The 19,518-nt window shown below is 64.7% G+C and carries 16 protein-coding genes; 5 read left to right on the top strand and 11 right to left on the bottom strand.

Features of this window, described 5'->3' with window-relative positions; genetic code table 11:
* Positions 1-32: 32 nt before the first annotated feature.
* Positions 33-1,346 (bottom strand): MFS transporter, encoded by a 1,314-nt coding sequence (locus tag HQ354_RS15750; protein WP_222635120.1) that lies wholly within the window; start codon positions 1,344-1,346, stop codon positions 33-35.
* A 101-nt stretch (positions 1,347-1,447) separates the two neighbouring features.
* Between HQ354_RS15750 and HQ354_RS15745 the strand changes: the two genes are divergently transcribed.
* Positions 1,448-2,599, top strand: a complete 1,152-nt coding sequence (locus HQ354_RS15745; RefSeq protein ID WP_167678875.1) for an LLM class flavin-dependent oxidoreductase — start codon at positions 1,448-1,450, stop codon at positions 2,597-2,599.
* 54 nt (positions 2,600-2,653) lie between these two features.
* Here HQ354_RS15745 and HQ354_RS15740 read toward each other — a convergent pair whose 3' ends face one another.
* Positions 2,654-4,321, bottom strand: coding sequence for an AMP-binding protein (locus HQ354_RS15740; protein ID WP_222635121.1), 1,668 nt, complete (start codon positions 4,319-4,321; stop codon positions 2,654-2,656).
* Positions 4,322-4,460: 139 nt separating this feature from the next.
* Between HQ354_RS15740 and HQ354_RS15735 the strand changes: the two genes are divergently transcribed.
* Entirely contained in the window at positions 4,461-5,114 is a 654-nt protein-coding gene (locus HQ354_RS15735) for a hemerythrin domain-containing protein (RefSeq protein WP_222635122.1), read from the top strand.
* A gap of 207 nt (positions 5,115-5,321) precedes the next feature.
* Positions 5,322-6,524 (top strand): hypothetical protein, encoded by a 1,203-nt coding sequence (locus HQ354_RS15730; RefSeq protein ID WP_222635123.1) that lies wholly within the window; start codon positions 5,322-5,324, stop codon positions 6,522-6,524.
* Here the strand turns inward: HQ354_RS15730 and HQ354_RS15725 are convergent.
* From HQ354_RS15725 to HQ354_RS15705, 5 genes are read right to left on the bottom strand one after another with little or no spacing between them, the layout of a single operon-like run.
* On the bottom strand, positions 6,460-7,560 hold the full coding sequence (locus HQ354_RS15725) for an ABC transporter ATP-binding protein (RefSeq protein WP_068427553.1): 1,101 nt from the start codon (positions 7,558-7,560) through the stop codon (positions 6,460-6,462). The genes HQ354_RS15730 and HQ354_RS15725 overlap by 65 nt on opposite strands.
* Positions 7,561-7,589: 29 nt before the next feature.
* Positions 7,590-8,462 (bottom strand): carbohydrate ABC transporter permease, encoded by an 873-nt coding sequence (locus HQ354_RS15720; protein WP_068427551.1) that lies wholly within the window; start codon positions 8,460-8,462, stop codon positions 7,590-7,592.
* Entirely contained in the window at positions 8,462-9,412 is a 951-nt protein-coding gene (locus HQ354_RS15715) for a carbohydrate ABC transporter permease (protein WP_068427549.1), read from the bottom strand. The genes HQ354_RS15720 and HQ354_RS15715 overlap by 1 nt, the downstream gene beginning before the upstream one ends.
* On the bottom strand, positions 9,409-10,767 hold the full coding sequence (locus tag HQ354_RS15710; RefSeq protein ID WP_222635124.1) for a sugar ABC transporter substrate-binding protein: 1,359 nt from the start codon (positions 10,765-10,767) through the stop codon (positions 9,409-9,411). The genes HQ354_RS15715 and HQ354_RS15710 overlap by 4 nt, the downstream gene beginning before the upstream one ends.
* Positions 10,764-11,795, bottom strand: coding sequence for a sugar-binding transcriptional regulator (locus tag HQ354_RS15705; RefSeq protein WP_374107344.1), 1,032 nt, complete (start codon positions 11,793-11,795; stop codon positions 10,764-10,766). The genes HQ354_RS15710 and HQ354_RS15705 overlap by 4 nt, the downstream gene beginning before the upstream one ends.
* Before the next feature lie 125 nt (positions 11,796-11,920).
* Between HQ354_RS15705 and HQ354_RS15700 the strand changes: the two genes are divergently transcribed.
* Positions 11,921-12,943: an NAD(P)-dependent alcohol dehydrogenase gene (locus tag HQ354_RS15700; RefSeq protein WP_068427542.1), complete on the top strand. Its 1,023-nt coding sequence runs from the start codon at positions 11,921-11,923 to the stop codon at positions 12,941-12,943.
* A complete protein-coding gene (locus tag HQ354_RS15695; RefSeq protein WP_068427540.1) occupies positions 12,940-14,412 on the top strand; it encodes a mannitol dehydrogenase family protein in 1,473 nt (490 codons plus the stop codon). Before HQ354_RS15700 ends, HQ354_RS15695 begins: the two co-directional genes overlap by 4 nt.
* A 65-nt stretch (positions 14,413-14,477) precedes the next feature.
* Here the strand turns inward: HQ354_RS15695 and HQ354_RS15690 are convergent, their stop codons facing one another.
* The 4 genes from HQ354_RS15690 to HQ354_RS15675 all read right to left on the bottom strand — a co-directional run bounded on the left by HQ354_RS15690 (position 14,478) and on the right by HQ354_RS15675 (position 19,424).
* Entirely contained in the window at positions 14,478-15,626 is a 1,149-nt protein-coding gene (locus tag HQ354_RS15690; protein ID WP_174551437.1) for a mandelate racemase/muconate lactonizing enzyme family protein, read from the bottom strand.
* 150 nt (positions 15,627-15,776) lie between these two features.
* Complete coding sequence (locus HQ354_RS15685; RefSeq protein WP_068427535.1) at positions 15,777-16,739, bottom strand: 2-hydroxyacid dehydrogenase; 963 nt, start codon at positions 16,737-16,739, stop codon at positions 15,777-15,779.
* Positions 16,740-16,749: 10 nt separating this feature from the next.
* Positions 16,750-18,096, bottom strand: a complete 1,347-nt coding sequence (locus tag HQ354_RS15680; RefSeq protein ID WP_222635125.1) for an enolase C-terminal domain-like protein — start codon at positions 18,094-18,096, stop codon at positions 16,750-16,752.
* Positions 18,093-19,424 carry an MFS transporter gene (locus HQ354_RS15675; protein WP_222635126.1) on the bottom strand — a complete coding sequence of 444 codons (1,332 nt, stop codon included), beginning with the start codon at positions 19,422-19,424 and terminating at the stop codon, positions 18,093-18,095. Before HQ354_RS15675 ends, HQ354_RS15680 begins: the two co-directional genes overlap by 4 nt.
* Positions 19,425-19,518: the final 94 nt, after the last annotated feature.

Below are 19,518 nucleotides of genomic sequence, written 5' to 3'. Positions count from 1 at the left end.
CCTGGGGCGCGGCTGCCCCGACGCGCCGCCGGTCAGAGATGCAGGTCCCGCTTCCGGATGAGCCCGGTGGCGATGACGCTGACGACCGAGGTTCCGACGAGGAAGCCGCAGGCCAGCCAGGGTGACCCGCTGCCCGCGGCGATGAGGGCCGTCAGGATGAGCGGGGTGACACCGGAGGCGTAGATGCCGGAGAACTGGTAGACGATCGACAGCCCCGTGTACCGGATCTCGGTCGGGTACAGGCTGGCGTACAGGGTGCCTTGCGCGCCGTAGAAGAGTGCGTGGACGAATCCGAACACGAGGACGAGGCCGAGCCCGAAGAAACAGAGGTTGCCCGTCCCGAACAGCGCGAACACCGGGACCACGGCGACGCCGTAGAGCGCGATGCCGATGATGTAGATCTGCTTGGCGCCGTAGCGGTCGACCAACAGCCCGGAGACAGGCAGCAGAACGGCCATGATCACCGCGGCGACGGTGACGACGAGCAGCACGGGCACTTTCTCGAAGTCGAGTTCGGTTGTCGCATAGGTGATCGCGAAGACACCCCACGTGTTGAACGCAGCGCCCTCACCCCAACGAGACAGCAGTCCGAGGACGGTTGCTCGAATCGATCTGCGCGCGAACACGTCCCGAACAGGTGCCGACGACCGCTGCTTCAGGTCGGTGACTTCCTGGAACGCCGGGGTCTCCTCGACTTTCAATCGCACGATGAGCCCTACTGCCACGAGCACGAGGCTCAGCAGAAACGCGATGCGCCAGCCGTACGCCAGGAAGGCGGCGTCGTCGAACACGGTTTGTAGAAGCGCGAACATCGCTGTGCCGAGCGCCAATCCGAGCGCCAGACCGATCTGCGGGATGCTGCCGAAGAGGCCACGCTTCTTCTCGGGACTGTGTTCGACGGCCAGCAGAACAGCACCTGCCCATTCACCGCCCAGCGCGAAGCCCTGCAGAATTCTGAGCAGCAGCAGCAGAATCGGCGCGAGTACGCCGATCTGCTCGGCCGTCGGCAAAGCACCCATCAGCGCGGTGGCGATGCCCATGATGAACATCGTCAGCGCGAGGGTCTTCTTACGTCCGATGCGATCGCCGAAGTGGCCGAACACCACTCCGCCGACGGGACGGACGACGAAGCCGACCGCGAATGTCGCGAAGGAGAGCATCGTGCCGACGAACGAACTCTGGTCGGGGAAGAACAGCTGATTGAACACCAGGCTCGCGGCCGTGGCGTACAGGAAGAAGTCGTACCATTCGACGGTCGTTCCGAGAAGGCTTGCGGCGACGACGGTACGCAGGCGCTTCCGTCTGGCCGGGTCCGATTCTGCCGCGGGCTCGGCGATTGCAGTCATGTGTCGCGACAGTAACTAGGCATCGCCTACAGGTCAGTATTTGAAATCACCGTGATTCGAACTCTGGCGAGCACTCGGAAGCACTGCCAGAATCGGCCGATATGTCTCTGCGCTTTCATTGGTTCCTGCCCACCTACGGCGATTCGCGCAACCTGATGGCAGGCGGCCACGGGTCGTCGATGTCCGGTGACCGACCGGCGACGCTGAAGTATCTGAATCAGATCGGTGCCGCGGCCGAGGACAACGGTTTCGAGGCGGTGCTCACGCCGACCGGCGCATGGTGCGAGGACGCATGGCTGACGACGGCCATGATGATCGATACGACGGAGACCCTGAAGTTCCTCGTCGCGCTGCGGCCGGGACTGATCGCTCCGACGCTCGCAGCCCAGATGGCGGCGACGTTCCAGTGGCAGTCCGGCGGCAGGTTGCTGCTCAACGTCGTCACGGGCGGTGAGGACCACGAGCAGCGACGGTTCGGCGATTTCCTGACCAAGAACGAACGTTACGAACGCTGCGGCGAATACCTCGACGTGACGCGTCGGCTCTGGGCCGACGACGGCCCCGTCACCTTCGACGGCAAGTACATCAAGGTCGAGGAGGCGTCGCTGCAACGGCATCCGGAGCCGACGCCGCCGATCTTCTTCGGTGGCTCGTCCCCTGCCGCCGGGACCGTCGCGTCGCAGTTCGCCGATACCTACCTGACGTGGGGTGAGCCGCCGGCTGCAGTGGCGTCGAAAATCGCGTGGATCCGCGACCTCGCGGACGTGCAGGGCCGCACGCTCGACTACGGCATCCGCCTGCACGTCATCTCCCGCGACACGTCCGAGCAGGCCTGGGCCGAGGCCGACCGTCTGCTGGCGAACCTCGACCCCGCGACGGTCGACGCCGCGCAGGCAAGTCTCGCCCGGTCGGCGTCCGAAGGTCAGCGTCGGATGCGTGAACTGCACGGCGGCGGCGACGCGTACCAGCAGGGCGCGGACGCCCGTTCGCTCGAGATCGCACCGAACCTGTGGACGGGAGTCGGCCTGGTGCGCGGCGGCGCGGGAACGGCTCTCGTCGGATCGCACGAGGAAGTGGCCGACCGAATCGCGGAGTACGCGTCGATCGGGCTCGATCACTTCGTGCTGTCCGGCTACCCGCACCTCGAGGAAGCGTTCCACTTCGGCGAGGGCGTGCGGCCGATCCTGGAGAAGCGCGGTCTCGTGCAGCCGCGGTCGCGCGAACACGCCACGACCGGCATTCCGTTCCGGTAATCCCCTCGTGCGTGGGAATGTACAGCGGGCTGTACATTCCCACGCACGGGTCGCCTACTCCCGAAACTCCCCCGTCAACACCTCGCCGGAGTTCTCCCGCGCCCGCAATTCGACGCGGCGGATCTTGCCCGAGATGGTCTTCGGCAGTTCGAAGAACTCGATCCGTCGGATCCGCAGGTACGGGGCCAGGTTCTCGCGCGCGTACTTCAGGATCTGAGAAGCCGTGTCCTCGTTCGGTTCCCATCCCGCGGCCAGCGAGACGTACGCCTTCGGCACGGCCAGGCGTGTCTCGTCGGGAGCGGGGACGACGGCTGCCTCGGCCACGGCCGGGTGCTCGATCAGCACGCTCTCGAGCTCGAACGGCGACACCTTGTAGTCCGACGCCTTGAACACGTCGTCGGTCCTGCCCACGTACGTGATGTAGCCGTCCGAGTCCCGGGATGCGACGTCGCCTGTGTGGTAGTACCCGCCGGACATGACCTGTTCGTTGCGTTCGGCGTCGCCGAGGTATCCCGTCATCAGATTGAACGGTGACGCCGCGAGATCGAGGCAGATCTCGCCCTCGTCGGCCCTCGTACCGGTCACCGGGTCGACGATGACGACGGGAACACCGGGCAACGGCCGACCCATCGATCCGAACTTCAGCTCCGCGCCCGGTGTATTGCCCACGAGCGTAGTGGTTTCCGTCTGTCCGAAGCCGTCACGGATCGTCAGGCCCCACTGCTTCTGCACGTGCGAGATGACCTCGGGGTTCAACGGCTCGCCCGCACCGATCGCTTCGCGCAGAGCGCCCTTGCCGCCGGAGATGTCGGCCTGAATCAGCATGCGCCACACCGTCGGAGGCGCGCAGAACGTCGTGACCTCCGCTCGACGGATCTGCTGGAGCAGAGCCTTCGCGTCGAACCGGCTGTAGTTGTAGATGAAGATGGTCGCCTCGGCGATCCACGGCGCGAAAAAGCAGCTCCACGCATGCTTCGCCCAGCCCGGTGAACTGATGTTGAGGTGGACGTCGCCCGGCTTCACGCCGAGGAAGTACATCGTCGTCAGATGTCCGACGGGGTACGACACCTGCGTGTGTTCCACGAGTTTCGGCTTGCTCGTCGTGCCCGACGTGAAGTACATCAGCAGACGGTCGCTGGGCGCGGTGACGGACTCGAACGGCCGGGGATCCTGGACGTCGTACGCCGCGTGGTAGTTCGTCCATCCGTCCGTGTCACCGACGGAGATACGCAGGTAGTCGCCCGGGACCTCGTCGAACTTCGGAGCATCCGACGGGTTGGCGACGACCGCCCTCGCCTGTCCCCGTTCCACACGATCGACGAGGTCGACGGTTCCGATGGCCGTCGTCGTCGGCATCAACACCGCGCCGAGCTTCATGACGGCGAGCATCGTCTCCCACAGTTCGACCTGGTTGCCGAGCATCAGGATCACCGAGTCGCCGCGTCCGATGCCGAGCGACTCGAGCCACCGCGCGACCTGGTCGGATCTACGGGCCATGTCGTCGAAGCTGTACTTGGCCTCGGAACCGTCTTCCTCGACGATCCACAGCGCTGTCGTGTCGTTGCCACGGGCGATGGCGTCGAACCAGTCGATCGCCCAGTTGAACGTGTCGGGGAACGACGGCCACTCGAAGTCGGTCAGGGCCGTGTCGTACTGGCCGTACGCGCCGAGCAGCACGTCGCGCGCCTGCCTGAACGCCTTGGTTGCCGTTCCGTCCGTCATCGAAGCTCCTTGAATGTGGCACACGTCTCAGTCCGCCTCAGGCTAGAACGCCGTCGAAAAGCCGCGCTACCCCCGAACAGGGGTGACGGGACAGTCGGCGTTAAGTGCGCGCCAAGCGGTCGGCGGCAGTCTTCGAGCCATGACAACGACACGGAAGACCCAGAAAATCACCTCCGACGCCGACCTCCTCGGAATCCGGCTCGCCCATCGCGCGATGCGTCGCGACGCCTCCCGCCTCGTCGCGTTGTGTGCCGGGCTCGGCGAGGGCATCGAGAGTCCCGACGCGAAGCAGGTGGCCGCTATCTCCGAGTACGTTCACCTGTTCGCCGACAGCATCCATCACCACCACACCACCGAGGACGACGTCCTGTGGCCGAAGATCGTCGCGTCGGTCGGTCCGCACATCGACCTGAGCGATCTGACCGAGGATCACGAAGCCCTCGATCCGTTGCTCGACGAGCTGCGCGCGGCCGCCGACGGTCTCCCCGACAGCCTGCCGCGCCTGACCGCCGCGCTGGTGCAGTTGAAGAACGAACTCGACGAGCACATCGAGGACGAGGAACGCACGATCTTTCCCCTCATCACGGAGCACCTCCCGCTGGCCGAGTGGGAAGCCGTCGAGAACGCGGCGCGCACGGGCGGCAAGGTCGACTTCGAACTTCCCCGAGCATTCGACGTGCTGACCCCGGAGGAACTCGTCCGGCTGAAGAAGGAAGGCGGGATGATGCTGCGGGTGATGATCCCGTTCCTCCGTCGCAAGTACCGCCGTCGAGAACGAGCCTGTGGCCTGTGACCGTAATGCCATTGCATTGCAACCCTTTTCGCGACGGTAGTATCACGACGGCCCGAACACCCGGTACGGTCGGCACGCCCAAAACCGTCTCACGGTTCATTGACAACGTCGTCGCCGCAGGTGGACAGTGGATTACGGCGGAGGTGACGGGTCGGGGTCGACCGCAGTCACGACAGGAGCGGGGTGGGCTCCGAAGGGGTGGGGCCAATGACACAGCTTCGATCGGCGTTCGCGGCGGATGCCCCGATCGAGCCACGCGGCAGTGACGAATGGACCTCTACCTCAGGGATATTGGGTCCGGTCGACGCCCGTTCGACAGGAGTCGGCGCAGCCTCGTCTCTGTCGACCGAATGCCTCGTCGAGACTCGGCCCGACGCGTCCGTCGACGTCGTTCTGCGGTTCCTGCACTCGCAGGACCGACGAATCGAACGCAGGACCGGTGACTCCTTCGTCGCAGTCGACGACCTGACCGTGGCCGGCACGCACTGGTTGCCGTGGAGGGAGGCAGTCGAAGTCGAACTCGACCTGGGCCCGGTCCCGTTGTCCGCCTTCGGCACCGGAACAGTGGTGCCGGTGACCGTTTCGGGTGGCGTGACGACCGAACCGCTCGGGGCCAGGGGACGGATCGTCAGGTCCCGAAAGCCCCTCACGGGCGAGATCGTGCTGTCCGGTGAAGTATTGGGCACGTACACCAAACTGGGCGTCGAAGTGAGCAACACCGGGCCGCCCGAACCCGATCGGGAATCGGCCATTCGCGCGTCGTTCATCGAGACCACTCTGCTTCTCCACGCCGAGCACACGCGGTTCTCGTCACTGCTCGAACCGCCCCAGCCTGCCGTCGAGTCGGCACGAAAGTGTCACCAACACAGGTGTTTTCCCGTGTTGACAGGCGAACGCGGAAGTACCGATTCGATTCTCGTGTCGCCGACCGTGCTGTACGACTATCCCGAAGAAGTCCATCCCGAAGCCGACGGACGCGACTCGGTAGCGCCGGACGACGCCGACGGTTGGTGGGAGGCCGATCCCGCGAGTCTCGTCGAACCCGACCCGGACGTCGTCGTCATCGATGGCGTGACGGTCGCGAAGAACAGTGTCGTTCGCGTCCGACGCCGTCGGTCCGGCACACCGGACCTGTTCTTCGGCGGACGAACGGCCCGCGTCGAGTCGATTCACGAGGACGCACGCGGTGACACGTGGATCGGCGTCGTGATGCTGGACGATCCGGCAGCCGACATCCACGGATGGTCGGGACGTCGGCTCCACCTCGCGCCGAACGAGGTGGAACCAGCCCGAGAGCGCAGGAGCGGAGCCCGCGGAGTGACCCGGGAGCTCCGCGTCGCACAGGTCAGATTCGATCCCCTGTCTCCGGGTGGAACAGGTGCACCGGACCGTCGATCTTCGTCAGGCTGACACTGTCGCCGATCCTCGCCGGGGCACGGACCGCGGATCGCGCGACGAGCGACACCGGACCGCCGTCGAGTCCCTTGACCTTGGGATCGTCGAGGTGCGCGTACACGTACGATTCGCTGCCGAGCTCCTCGATCAGATCGACCTTCGCCGCGAAGCCGTCGGAGTGGTCGATGCCCAGCTGTTCGGGACGGAGACCGACCGTGACGGTGTCGAGGTTCGCGCTGGCGAGCTTGGTCAGCTCGTCACGTTCGAGCGGAAGCAGCGAGTTTCCGATCTGCAGCCCGCCGGAACCGATCGGCACCGTCATCAGGTTCATGGCGGGAGACCCGATGAATCCGGCGACGAACGCGTTGACGGGCTTGTCGTACAAGTCCGTCGGCGACGCGAACTGCTGCAGCTTGCCGCCGCGCAGCACGGCGACGCGGTCACCCATCGTCATGGCCTCGACCTGGTCGTGGGTGACGTAGACGGTGGTCGTGCCCAGCCTGCGCTGCAGTGCGGCGATCTGCGTGCGGGTCTGGACGCGCAGCTTGGCGTCGAGGTTCGACAGCGGCTCGTCCATGCAGAACACCTGGGGTTCGCGAACGATGGCGCGGCCCATGGCAACTCGCTGACGCTGACCACCGGACAGCTTGGCCGGCTTGCGGTCGAGGTACTCGGTGAGGTCGAGCAGCTTCGCCGCCTCGGCCACCTTCTTCTTGCGCTCCTCGAGCGAGACACCGCGCATCTTGAGCGCGAATCCCATGTTCTCGCCGACGGTCTTGTTGGGGTACAGCGCGTAGTTCTGGAACACCATGGCGATGTCCCGATCCTTGGACGGCACCCCGACCATGTTCTTGCCGCCGATCTCGATGGCGCCGCCGTCGATGTCCTCCAGTCCTGCGAGCATGCGCAGCGCCGTGGACTTTCCGGAGCCGGAAGGGCCGACGAGGACGACGAATTCGCCGTCGGCGATGTCGAGGTCGAGCGAGTCGACCGCGAGCTTCTCGGCACCGTCGTAGATGCAGGAAGCTTGTCTGTAATTGATTGCAGCCATGAGGAACTCCTGTATTCGAGTAGGCCGAGCTACTTGATGGCGCCGAAGGACAGACCGCGCACGAGCTTGTTCTGTGCGATCCAGCCGGCGAGGATGACGGGCAGTGCTGCGAGCGTCGCAGCTGCGGACAGGCGAGCCCAGTACAGGCCTTCACCGGTGATGAAGCCGACGAGTGCGACCGGAACGGTCTGAGCTTGCACGGCAGTGAGGTTGACGGCGAAGAAGAATTCGTTCCACGAGAAGATCACGCAGATGAGTGCGGTTGCCGCGATGCCGGGTGACACGAGAGGCAGGATCACTTCTCGCACCGACGTCCACAGCGACGCGCCGTCCATGCTCGCGGCTTCGAGCAGCTCGCCCGGCACTTCGAGGAAGAACGACCGCATCATCCACACGGCGATCGGAAGGTTCATGGCCGTGTACAGGATGATCAGCGCCCAGATGTTGTCGAGCATGCCGATGTCACCGACGATGACGTAGAGCGGCACGATCGCCGCGACGACGGGAAGCATCTTCGTCGAGATGAAGAAGAACAGCACGTCCTTCGTCTTCTTCACCGGCCGTAGCGACAGCGCGAATGCGGCCGGAATGCCCAGCAGCAGAACGAGAAGCGTCGAGACGATGGTCGCGAACGCCGAATTCAGCAGTGCGGTACCGATACCACTCGACAGCACCGCGCTGTACTGGTCCAGCGTCGGGGTGAAGAACAGCGTCGGCGGGTTGGTGTACGCGTCGGATTCCTGCTTGAAACTGGTGATGACCATCCACAGGACGGGAAAGAAGAACCCGATTCCGACGATCCACGCGACGACGGTCCAGATGGTGCCGGCGCCGAACTTCTTCTTGTGCTTGACGATCGGCGCGCTGGTGGTCGCCGGCTCGGTGGTAGTTGCCGTGCTCATCAGGCTGCCTCCTCGTTCCCGCTGAAACTCTTGAAGATCAAACGCAGCGCGAGGGTGCTGACGATGATCGTCGCGACGACGGTCACGACACCCATCGCAGCGGCCTGGCCGATGTCGAAGCCGAGGAACGCGCGTTGGTAGATGTAGTACGGAAGGTTCGAGCTCGCGACACCCGGTCCGCCGGACGTCATCATGTAGACGGCGTCGAACGTGTTGACGAGGTAGATGGCACCGAGGACGGCGCCGAGTTCGATGAAACGACGCAGATGCGGCAGCGTCAGTTCGCGGAACAGCGCGAACGCGCTTGCGCCGTCGACGCGTGCTGCCTCGGCGATGTCCTTGGGCATCGACTGCAGGCCCGCCAGGATCAGCAGCATCATGAACGGCGTCCACTGCCAGATCAGGTTGACCATGACCGCGGCGAGCGGGTAGCGCGACACCCAGTCGATCTGCTCGACGCCGAAGGGGCTGAGTGCGAAGTTGATCAGGCCGAAGACCGGATCGAACATCGTCGTCTTCCAGATCAGCGCGCCTGCCACCGGGGTGACGAGGAACGGTGTGATCAGAAGCGTCCGAATGAGGCTGCGGCCGATGAACTTACGGTCGAGCAACAGCGCGAGGAACAGACCGAGGATCACCGAGATGACGACGGTGCCGACGATCATGATGACCGTGTTGAGCGCGACCTCGCGGAACTGGCTGTCACGGAAGACGTCGACGTAGTTGTTGAGCCCGTTGAATTCTCGGGATCCCGGGCGGACCAGGTTCCACGACTGCGTCGAATAGTAGAGCGTGAACAGGAACGGAATCTGCGTGACGACGATCGCGAAGATCAGTGCAGGCAGCAGTGGCCCACGACGGCGCCACCCTTCCGCTTTCGAGATGGTGCGCGGGCGTGGGACGAACTTCTCCGGTTCGGCCTCCGTTGCCCGCTCTTTCGTCGTGGTCATCCCTGGCCCTCCTGGTACGTCTTGCCGACCACTTCGGCGTACTGCTGCGCTTGAGCTAGCGCGTCCTGGACGCTGATTCGTCCTGCCACTGCTGCACTGATCTGCTGACTGACGCGGGTGCCCAGGTCCTGGAACTCGGGAATCGTCAGGAACTGCACTCCGGTGTAGGGAACCGGGTCGACGGTCGGGTTGTTCGGGTCGGCGCTCTCGATGGAGTCGAGCGTCAACGGTCCGAACGCGGCCGCAGCTTCGGCGTATTCGGGGATCTCGTAGGTCGAGATTCGGCTACCGGGCGGCACACGCTCCCAACCCAATTCGTTACCGACCTTGTTCAGGTACTCCTTGCTCGTCATCCACGACACGAACTTCCACGCGTCGTCGGGATGCTCGGACGTCGTCGGAATCCCGAGCGCCCACGAGTAGAGCCATCCGTTGTCGCCCTTCACCTCGCTCGGCGCCTTGGCGTAACCGATCTTGCCGACGACGTTGCTGGCGCTCGGGTCCTCGAGAACCGAGACCGCCGACGTCGCGTCGTACCACATCGCGGTGTTGCCCTGCGAGAGCTGCGTCGCGCACTCGCTGAAGCCGCTGGTGGCCGCACCGGCCTGGCCGTGTTCGCGCACGGTGTCGACGTAGAACTGAACAGCTGCTTCGACTTCGGGACTGTCGAGCTGTGCGTTCCAGTCCTCGTCGTACCAGCGTCCGCCGAAAGCATTGATGACGGTGTCCAGCGGCGCGAGCACCTCGCCCCAACCGGGCTTGCCGCGTAGGCAGATTCCGGAGACGCCGCCTGCGGGGTTGTCGAGCTTGGCGGCCGCGTCGGCAACCTGCTGCCACGTCGGCTCCTCGGGCATCTGGATGCCCGCAGCTTCGACGAGATCCTTGCGGTACATCAGGAACGACGACTCACCGTAGAACGGCACCGCGTACATGCTGCCGTCGTACGACAGCGACTCCTTCAGGGTCGGGATGAAGTCGTCCTCGTCGTAACCCGTTGTCGCGTCGGCGTATTCGGAGAGATTGGTCAGCCAGCCGTTCTCGGCCCACTGCGGGGTCTCGAAGTTGCTGATCATGACGACGTCGAACTCGCCGCCACCCGTCGCGACGGACGCGGTGATCTTGGCGCGCGCCTCGTTCTCCGACAGCGACACGAACTTCAGGTCGATGCCGGGGTTCTCGGCCTCGAAGGACGGGGCGAGCGAGATGGCGTCGGCCATCTGGGAATTCGAGACGATGGCGACGGTGATGGTCGTGCCGCTCCCACCGCCACCGATCGCGCCCGCGCCGGCGCAGCCGGACAGGACCAAGGTCGTCACAAGCGATGCTGCGACGGCCGCCTTCCGTGGAGCTCTCACGTGGAACCTTCTTTCTGTGCAATCAGCCAACGAGCGCTTTCGATATCGGTAACCAACATGGATGCGAAACCGCCACGCAGTGCGCCGAGAATCGCCTCGTGCTTCTTCTTTCCACCGGAGATCAGAACCGCACGTGTACATTTCGCGATCGCATCGAGCGAGACCGACACTGTCCTCGCCGGAAGCGAACCGCCCGTTTCACGCCCGTCGGCGTCGAAGAACCGTCCACCGATCTCGCCGACGGCACCGAGTCCCTGCAGCTCGTCGAGGACGGAGGCGTCGATGAAGCTGCCCTCGAACAGCGTCGTCGACGTGGAAACGGGACCGAGACCGTACATCATCGCATCGGCCTCGGTCCCGGTCTGGAGGGCACGCGAGATCACCGAATCCTGCTGCAGTGCAGTGACTGTCGCATGATCCGCGTACAGGGGAGCGTTCAGCCGCACAGGCTTGGCCTGCAGGTACTGCGCGCATCGACCCAGGGTGAACTCGACGCCGGTCTGGTAGTCGGCGGACGTCATCGAACCGTCGAGCTGCACGACCTGCGCGCACTTGGCGCTGCGCGTCTTCAACGACTGCGCGACAGCGACGGTTTCGGGGCCCCACGTGAAACCGAGAGTGTCCGACGGCTGGAGGCGTCGGCTGAGTAATGCGGCCGCCGCCCGTCCGAGCGAGCCGTATCCGATGTCGGTTCCGTCGACGACGTCGGGCACGACGAGTGCTTCGGTGAGCCCGAAGGCCTGCTCGAGGTCACGCTCGATCTCGGCATGGACGGTGCCCTGAAGTTCGTCCGGCACATGAACCTCGATCGTGACCAGGCCGAGCGTGCGCGCTTTCGCGACGAGCCTGCCCGCCGTCGGACGCGAGACGCCGAGCTTGGCGGCGATCTCGGCCTGCGTCGCCCCTTCGAGGTGGTACATCGTGGCCGCCCGTACCGCGAGACGCAGATCGTCGCTCGTCTTCGACGAACGCTGTGCGGGAGCGGAGCCTGCGGAGTGACCCGGAGGCGCCTGCTCGGGTGCGGTCACGACCTCTCCTTCGATGCCATAAGAAGTGAGCAAATGCTCAGCGTGTGTTCTTATGCTCATTAAGCTAACATTCAGGTGTGATCTACACAACACCCGACTCGTCCGAGTTGTCGGTCCCACGGTCGATGCAGGTCAGCGTGCTGAGCGGTCCGCAGGAGATCCGTCTCGAAGAGAGACCGGTGCCCACGCCGGCTGCCGACGAGGTGCTGGTCCGCGTGACCGCCGTCGGAGTGTGCGGTTCCGATGCGCACTACTACCGCGAGGGACGCATCGGTGACCACGTCTTGAACGGGCCTCTCGTCCTCGGACACGAAGCTGCGGGCGTCATCGTCGCCGTCGGATCTGCAGTCGCGGACACCCGCATCGGCCGGCGAGTGTCGATCGAGCCGCAACGTCCCGATCCGACGAGCTCCCAATCACGCGCGGGTCGCTACAACCTGTGCCCGTCCATGGAGTTCTTCGCGACGCCTCCCATCGACGGCGCGCTCGCCGAGTACGTACTGATCCAGTCCGTGTTCGCGCACGAGGTACCCGACGAGGTCTCCGACGAGGCCGCCGCGCTCTTCGAGCCACTGTCGGTCGGCATCGCGTCGGCGCAGAAGGCGCGCATCACCGCCGGATCGAGCGTTCTGATCGCGGGCGCAGGTCCCGTCGGACTCGTCACCGCTCAGGTCGCACGAGCGTTCGGCGCAACGGAGATCATCGTCAGCGACATCGACGAGAGCCGGCGCGTCCACGCATCGACGTTCGGCGCGACGCGTGTGCTCGACCCCGCCGTCGACGACATCCGGGGCCTCGAGGTCGACGCGTTCATCGACGCGTCCGGGGCGCCGCGGGCCGTCGTCGACGGCATCCATGCCGTTCGTCCCGCCGGTACCGTGGTGCTCGTCGGCATGGGCGGAGACGACTACGCTCTGCCGATCTCGCTGATCCAGAATCGAGAACTGGTTCTGACAGGCGTGTTTCGGTACGCGAACACGTGGCCTGTCGCTCGTCGACTCGTCCTCGCCGGGCAGGTCGACCTGGACTCGATGGTCACCGCTCGTTTCGATCTCGCGCACGTCGAGGACGCTCTGAACGCCGACAAACTTGCCGGGAGCATCAAAGCCGTAGTGGTCCCCGGGCTTTCGAAGGAGAAGAACGCATGAAGCTGAACAAGCACACGTTGGGTGACTTCATCGAGGACGTCGCGATACCCACCTACGATCGATCCGACGTGCAGGTCGGGATCGTGCACTTCGGCGTCGGCGGCTTCCACCGGGCGCACCAGGCGATGTACGTCGACCGTCTGATGCAGCAGGGCGAAGGTTCGGACTGGGGCATCTGCGGTGTCGGCGTTCTTCCCGGTGACCGGAAGATGAAGGACGTCATGGAGGCGCAGGACTGCCTGTACACGTTGGCGCTCAAGCATTCCGACGGAACGTGGGACACCCGGATCATCGGCTCGATCGTCGAGTACCTCTTCGCTCCCGACGATGCGGAGGCGGTCGTCGAGAAGATGGCTGCGGAGACGACGAAGATCGTCTCGCTCACCATCACCGAGGGTGGCTACAACTTTTCGGCGACGACGGGCGAGTTCGACGAGGAGAACCCGGCCATCAAGGCGGATCTCGCCGACGGAGCCGTTCCGTCGACCACGTTCGGTCTCGTCGTCGAGGCTCTTGCGCGACGCAAGGATCGGGGCCTGAAGCCTTTCACGATCATGTCGTGCGACAACATCGAGGGCAACGGTCACATCGCGCAGTCGACCTTCACGACGTTCGCTCGGCTGAAGGACCCGGCGCTCGCAGACTGGATCTCGGCCGAGGGTGCGTTCCCCAACTCGATGGTCGACCGCATCACGCCGGTCACCACGCCCGAAGTGATGGAGGGACTTTCGGAGCGCTACGCCATCGACGACAAGTGGCCCGTCGCAGGCGAGCCGTTCACGCAGTGGGTGCTCGAGGACAAGTTCACCGACGGACGACCGCCGTTCGAGGACGTCGGCGTCCAGGTCGTCGACGATGTCACGCCGTACGAACTGATGAAGTTGCGCTTGCTCAATGCAAGTCATCAGGCGCTCGCGTACTTCGGCTACCTCAGCGGGTACCGACTCGTGCACGAGGTGGCTCAGGATTCGCTGTTCTCCGAGTTCCTGTTGTCCTACATGGACAACGAGGCGACGCCGACGCTCCAGCCGGTCCCCGGCATCGACCTCGACGAGTACAAGAAGACATTGATCGAGCGGTTCTCGAACCCGGAGATTCGCGACACCGTCGCACGTCTGTGCGCCGAGTCGTCCGATCGAATTCCCAAGTGGCTATTGCCTGTCATTCGCAAGAATCTCGAGACCGGCGGCGATATCGTCCGGTCGACCGCGGTCGTCGCGAGCTGGGCGCGGTACGCCGAGGGCGTCGACGAACTCGGTCAGCCCATCGAGATCGTCGACCAGCTGAAGGACTCGCTGATCCCGATCGCCCAGTCGCAGCGGGAGAACCCGACGGCGTTCATCGCGAACCGGGCGGTGTTCGGCGACCTCGTGGACGACGATCGATTCGTCGAGGAGTACACGCGGCAACTCGCGTCGCTGCACGAGAACGGTGCTCGCGCAACGCTGGAGGCGCTCCGCCGCCCGTGAGTGCGAATACATAGCCCTCTATACATTCCCACTCACGTGGTGGTAACCGCCGCCCGTGAGTGGCGTCAGCGGCGGAACTCCGCAGTCCCGACGGTCCACGCCTTGGCCTGCTCGCTCAGCGTAAAGCCCAGACCCGGCCTCTCCGAGAGATGCATTCTGCCGTCACGGGTTTCGAGGTGCTCCTCGAACAGTGGATCCAGCCAGTCGAAGTGCTCGACCCACGTCTGCAGCGGGTACACGGCCGCGAGGTGCAGATGAACTTCCATCGCGAAGTGCGGCGCGAGTTGCAGGTTGTGATGCTCGGCCAGGCCGGCCAGTTTCAGGAACTGCGTGATGCCGCCGATGCGCGGGGCGTCGGGCTGGATGATGTCGACGGAACCTGCCTCGATGAGGCGGACGTGCTCGCCGACGCTGGCGAGCATCTCACCGGTGGCGATGGACGTGTCGAAGTTCCGCGCGAGCTGCGCATGGCCCTCGGCGTCGTACGCGTCGAGGGGCTCCTCGATCCAGACCAGGTCGAACTGTTCGAGGATGCGGCACATACGGTTTGCCGTCGGGCGGTCCCACTGCTGGTTGGCGTCGACCATCAGCGGGACGTCGTCGCCGAGATGCTCGCGCACCGCCGTGACACGCGCGATGTCCGTACGCCAATCGGGCTGTCCGACCTTGAGTTTGATGCCACCGATACCCGCCGCCAACGATGCGGTGGCGTTGTCGAGCACCTCTTCGATCGGCGTGTGCAGAAACCCGCCGGACGTGTTGTAGGTCTGCACCGAGTCGCGCGTCGCACCGATGAGCTTCGCCAGCGGCAACTGTGCACGCTTGGCCTTCAGATCCCACAATGCGATGTCGATCGCCGCAATGGCCTGCGTCGCAACGCCACTACGGCCGACGGACGCACCCGCCCACTGCAGCTTGGTCCAGATCTTGCCGATGTCGCTGGGATCCTCACCGATCAGAACGGGAGCGATCTCCTGCGCATGGGCGAATTGGGCTGGGCCGCCTGCCCTCTTGGAATAACTGAAACCGATACCCTCGTGTCCCTGTTCGGTCGTGATCTCGGCGAACAGGAACGCTACCTCGGTCATGGGCTTCTGACGGCCGGTGAGCACCTTGGCGTCGCTGATCGCATTCTCGAGCGGCAGCGTGATGGACGACAGCTTCACGTGGGCGATGCGGTCGATCGTCGCATCGCCTGCCGCGAGGGCCTTGATCGCGGCATCGGGAGCGGTGAGTCCGCTCGTCGGCTTCGTCGTGAAAGATGTGGACACTGCGGCGAACTCCCTTGAACGGTGGTCGTGGTCTGCCTCACACGCTATGACCCAGATCGATTCCGGTCCAACACTATTTGTGCATGCATTCATTCAATACCTGCACTGCATCTCCCGTTGGTGAAGCCTGGTGATGTTCGCGGCGATGTCCGCAACCCGCCCGACGAAGGTGTGATGGGTGACGCCGGACGAGTGCGGGGTCATCAAGATGTTCGGCAGCTCTTCGAACGGCAGTGCGCTCGGCTTTCCGACACCGTCGGGCCCTGGGTACCGGTACCAGACGTCGATGGCAGCGGCCGCAATCACCCTGTCCGACAACGCGTCGAACAGCGCCTGCTCCTGCACCAGCGGGCCGCGCCCGACGTTCACCAATACGCCGTCGGCCCCCAGGGACGCCAACTCGGAAGCCCCGATCATGCCGCGCGTGTCGTCGGTCAACGGTGCGGACACGACGACGACGTCGGACCACTGCATCAAGTTCACGAGATCATTTGTGTCCGAATGCCATTCCAACGACGCGCCGGTGTCTCGTCCGCTTCCGGTGACCGCGGCGCCGACGCAGCCGTAGGCCTCGAACAGCCTCCACGTCCGTTGACCGATGTGCCCGAATCCGACGAATCCGATTCGGGCTCCGCTCAACGACATCGGCTGCGGAATCGACGGATCGTAGACCGATGTTCGGAAACGCCCGTCGCGCAATGCACGATCCTGTACCAGGAAGTCACGACGCATCATGACGGTCGCGGCGACGACGTACTCGGCGATCGACTGCTCGTGGTGAAAGGTGTTGCAGACGAGAACATCCGGACCGAGACCGGAACGGTCGACATTGTCGGTGCCCGCGCCGGCAACATGAATCATGCGAAGGCGCGGTGCCGCAGCGCCCATCGCCGCACTGAACCGACCGCCCACGTACACGTCCGCGTCACCGAGCTCTTCGATGGCGGTGGCCTCGTCGAACGGGACGACCCAGACGACCTCGACGTCGTCCGGGAGCCCCATCGACAACTGCTCCCTGTGCGGCAGAACGTTTCGATCTCCGACGACGATCTTCATCGGTCCACCGTCACCGAACGAGGGCGGGCCGCTTGCTGTCGAATGCCCACCCGTCGATCAGGTACTGCATGCCGATCGAGTCGTCGCGAGCGCCGAGGCCTTCGCGCTGATACAGCTCGTGTGCCGCGTCGACTCTGTCCCAATCGAGTTCGACGCCGAGGCCCGGCTTGTCGGGCACCGTCAGGTAGCCGCCCTCGATGCGGTACGGATCCTTGGTGACGCGCTGTCCGTCCTGCCAGATCCAGTGCGTGTCGATGGCCGTGATGTCGCCGGGTGCGGCAGCGGCCACATGCGTGAACATCGCGAGGGACACGTCGAAGTGGTTGTTGGAGTGCGATCCCCACGTCAGTCCCCATGCGTCGCACAGTTGCGCGACGCGCACCGAACCGTTCATCGTCCAGAAGTGCGGGTCGGCGAGCGGGATGTCGACGGCACCCGATCGGATGGTGTGGCCCATCTCGCGCCAATCGGTGGCGATCATGTTGGTCGCGGTCGGGAGGCCGGTCGCGCGCTTGAACTCGGCCATGACTTCGCGACCGGAGAAGCCGCCTTCGGGCCCGACGGGATCCTCGGCGTACGCGAGTACGTCGCGCAGTCCGCGGCAGGTCTCGATCGCTTCCTTCAGTAGCCAGCCCCCGTTGGGGTCCAACGTGATTCGTGCGTCGGGGAATCGCCGCGCGAGTGCGATGACGGCTGCGGCCTCCTCGGCGGCAGGCAATACGCCGCCCTTGAGCTTGAAATCCTGGAAGCCGTACCGCTCTTGTGCCGCTTCGGCCAGCCGCACGACGGCGTCGGGAGTCAGCGCTTCCTCGTGCCGGATGCGTTCCCAGTCGTCGGCGCCTGCGCCCTCGTCCGCGGCGGTGCGGTACGCGAGGTCGGTTTTGGCGGCGTCGCCCACGAAGAACAGGTAGCCGAGCGCCTGCACCTTCTCACGCTGCTGGCCCTCGCCGAGCAGGGCGGCGACACTGACGCCCAGGTGCTGGCCGAGCAGGTCCAACAAGGCCGACTCGACGGCGGTCTCCGCGTGCACGGCGATGCGTAGATCGAATGTCTGCGCTCCACGACCACCGGAATCTCTGTCCGAGAACGCCGTGCGCATCGATCGGAGCACCGCGTTGTACGTGCCGATCGACGCACCCTCGACGAGGGATCGCGCGTCTTCGAGGCATCGCCTGATCGGCTCGCCACCGGGAACTTCCCCGACGCCGACGCGGCCGTCGGAATCGGTGAGAATCACCAGGTTTCGCGTGAAGTACGGCGCGTGCGCGCCACTGAGGTTGAGCAGCATGTCGTCGTGTCCTGCGATCGGCACGACGCGCATCTCGGCGACGACGGGAGTGGTGGTACGTGCGTTCATGATCGAACCTTCTCGGTAGCGTTCGGAACAGTATCCTTGCTGGACTTCTTGATGAACAGCACCGACAGTGCTGCGAGCGCCGAGCACGCCGCCAGGGCGTACAGGCCCCAGGTCACGGACCCGGTGGCGTCCTGGATGAGGCCGAAGCTGAACGGTGCGACGAATCCACCGAGGTTGCCGACGGAGTTGATGACGGCGATGGCCGCGGCCAGCACCATCGGGTGCAGTGTCGACTGCGGGATCGACCAGAACAACGGGCTTGCGCTCTTGAAGCCCATCGCGGCGATGCACAGGAAGATCAGTGCGATCCACGGTGTCGCGACGGCGGCGAGCAGCGTTCCGACGGCCGCAGTGAGCAGCGCGACGATCAGCAGCGGGCGACGGTTGCCGGTCCGGTCACCGATCTTGGACATGTAGTACATCGCGAACACTGCGCAGATCCACGGCAGGGACGACAGCAGTCCGACGGTGATGTCGTTCGTTCCGTCGATGCGCCTGATGATCGACGGGAGCCAGAACGTGTTGGCGTAGATCGACAGCTGGATCGCGAAGTAGATCCAGATGAAGAGCATGAGCTTCGGGTCGAGCAGCATCTTCCAGCGTGAACGACCGTCTCCCATACCGGAGGTCTCGGACTTCGCGGCCTCCTCGGCGGCGATCGTCGCGTTCAGGTCGCGCTTTTCCTCGTCGGTCAGCCAGGTGGCGTCCTTGACGTGGGAGTCGATGAGGAAGTACGCGATGATTCCGACGACGACGGACAGCAGACCTTCGATGCCGAACAGGTACTGCCAACCGCGGTGGCCGAACAGGCCGTCGAGCGACAGAAGCGGGCCGGACAACGGGCCCGAGATCGCCGCGGCGATCGACGAGCCGGCGACGAACAACGCGGTCGCACGTCCGCGGTGGGTGTTCGGCAGCCATTTCGCGAAGTAGAAGATGATCGCCGGGAAGAAGCCCGCTTCGGCAGCTCCGAGGAGGAATCGGAGGATGTAGAACATCGTCGGGCCGTTGACGAAGGCCATCAGGAACGAGATGGTTCCCCAGCTGACCATGATGCGCGTCAACCAGATCTTGGCGCCGAACTTCTCCATCATCACGTTGCTGGGCAGTTCGAAGAGCGCGTAGGCGATGAAGAAGACGCCTGCACCGAATCCGTATGCGGCAGCGCTGATTCCGACGTCGGCCTCGAGATGCTCGCGTGCGTAGCCGATGTTGGACCTGTTGAGCTGGTTGCAGACCAACATGATGATGAACAGCGGAACCACGCGGCGGAAGATCTTCGCCACTGCGGAGTCCACGGCAGGAGTCGGCGGAAGAGTGATCGACAACGGCCACTCCTTTCTGTAGATCGGGTCCGGTCTGTGTTCGCGCACAGACCTGTAGGACCACGTGTGATGCGGGCGCAGCACCGTGTGACCGGTG

The organism is Rhodococcus sp. BP-261 (assembly GCF_019835205.1).
Taxonomy (GTDB): domain Bacteria; phylum Actinomycetota; class Actinomycetes; order Mycobacteriales; family Mycobacteriaceae; genus Rhodococcoides; species Rhodococcoides kyotonensis_B.
The sequence above is the reverse complement of the archived record's forward strand: the minus strand, read 5'-3'. Positions and strand labels throughout refer to the sequence as shown.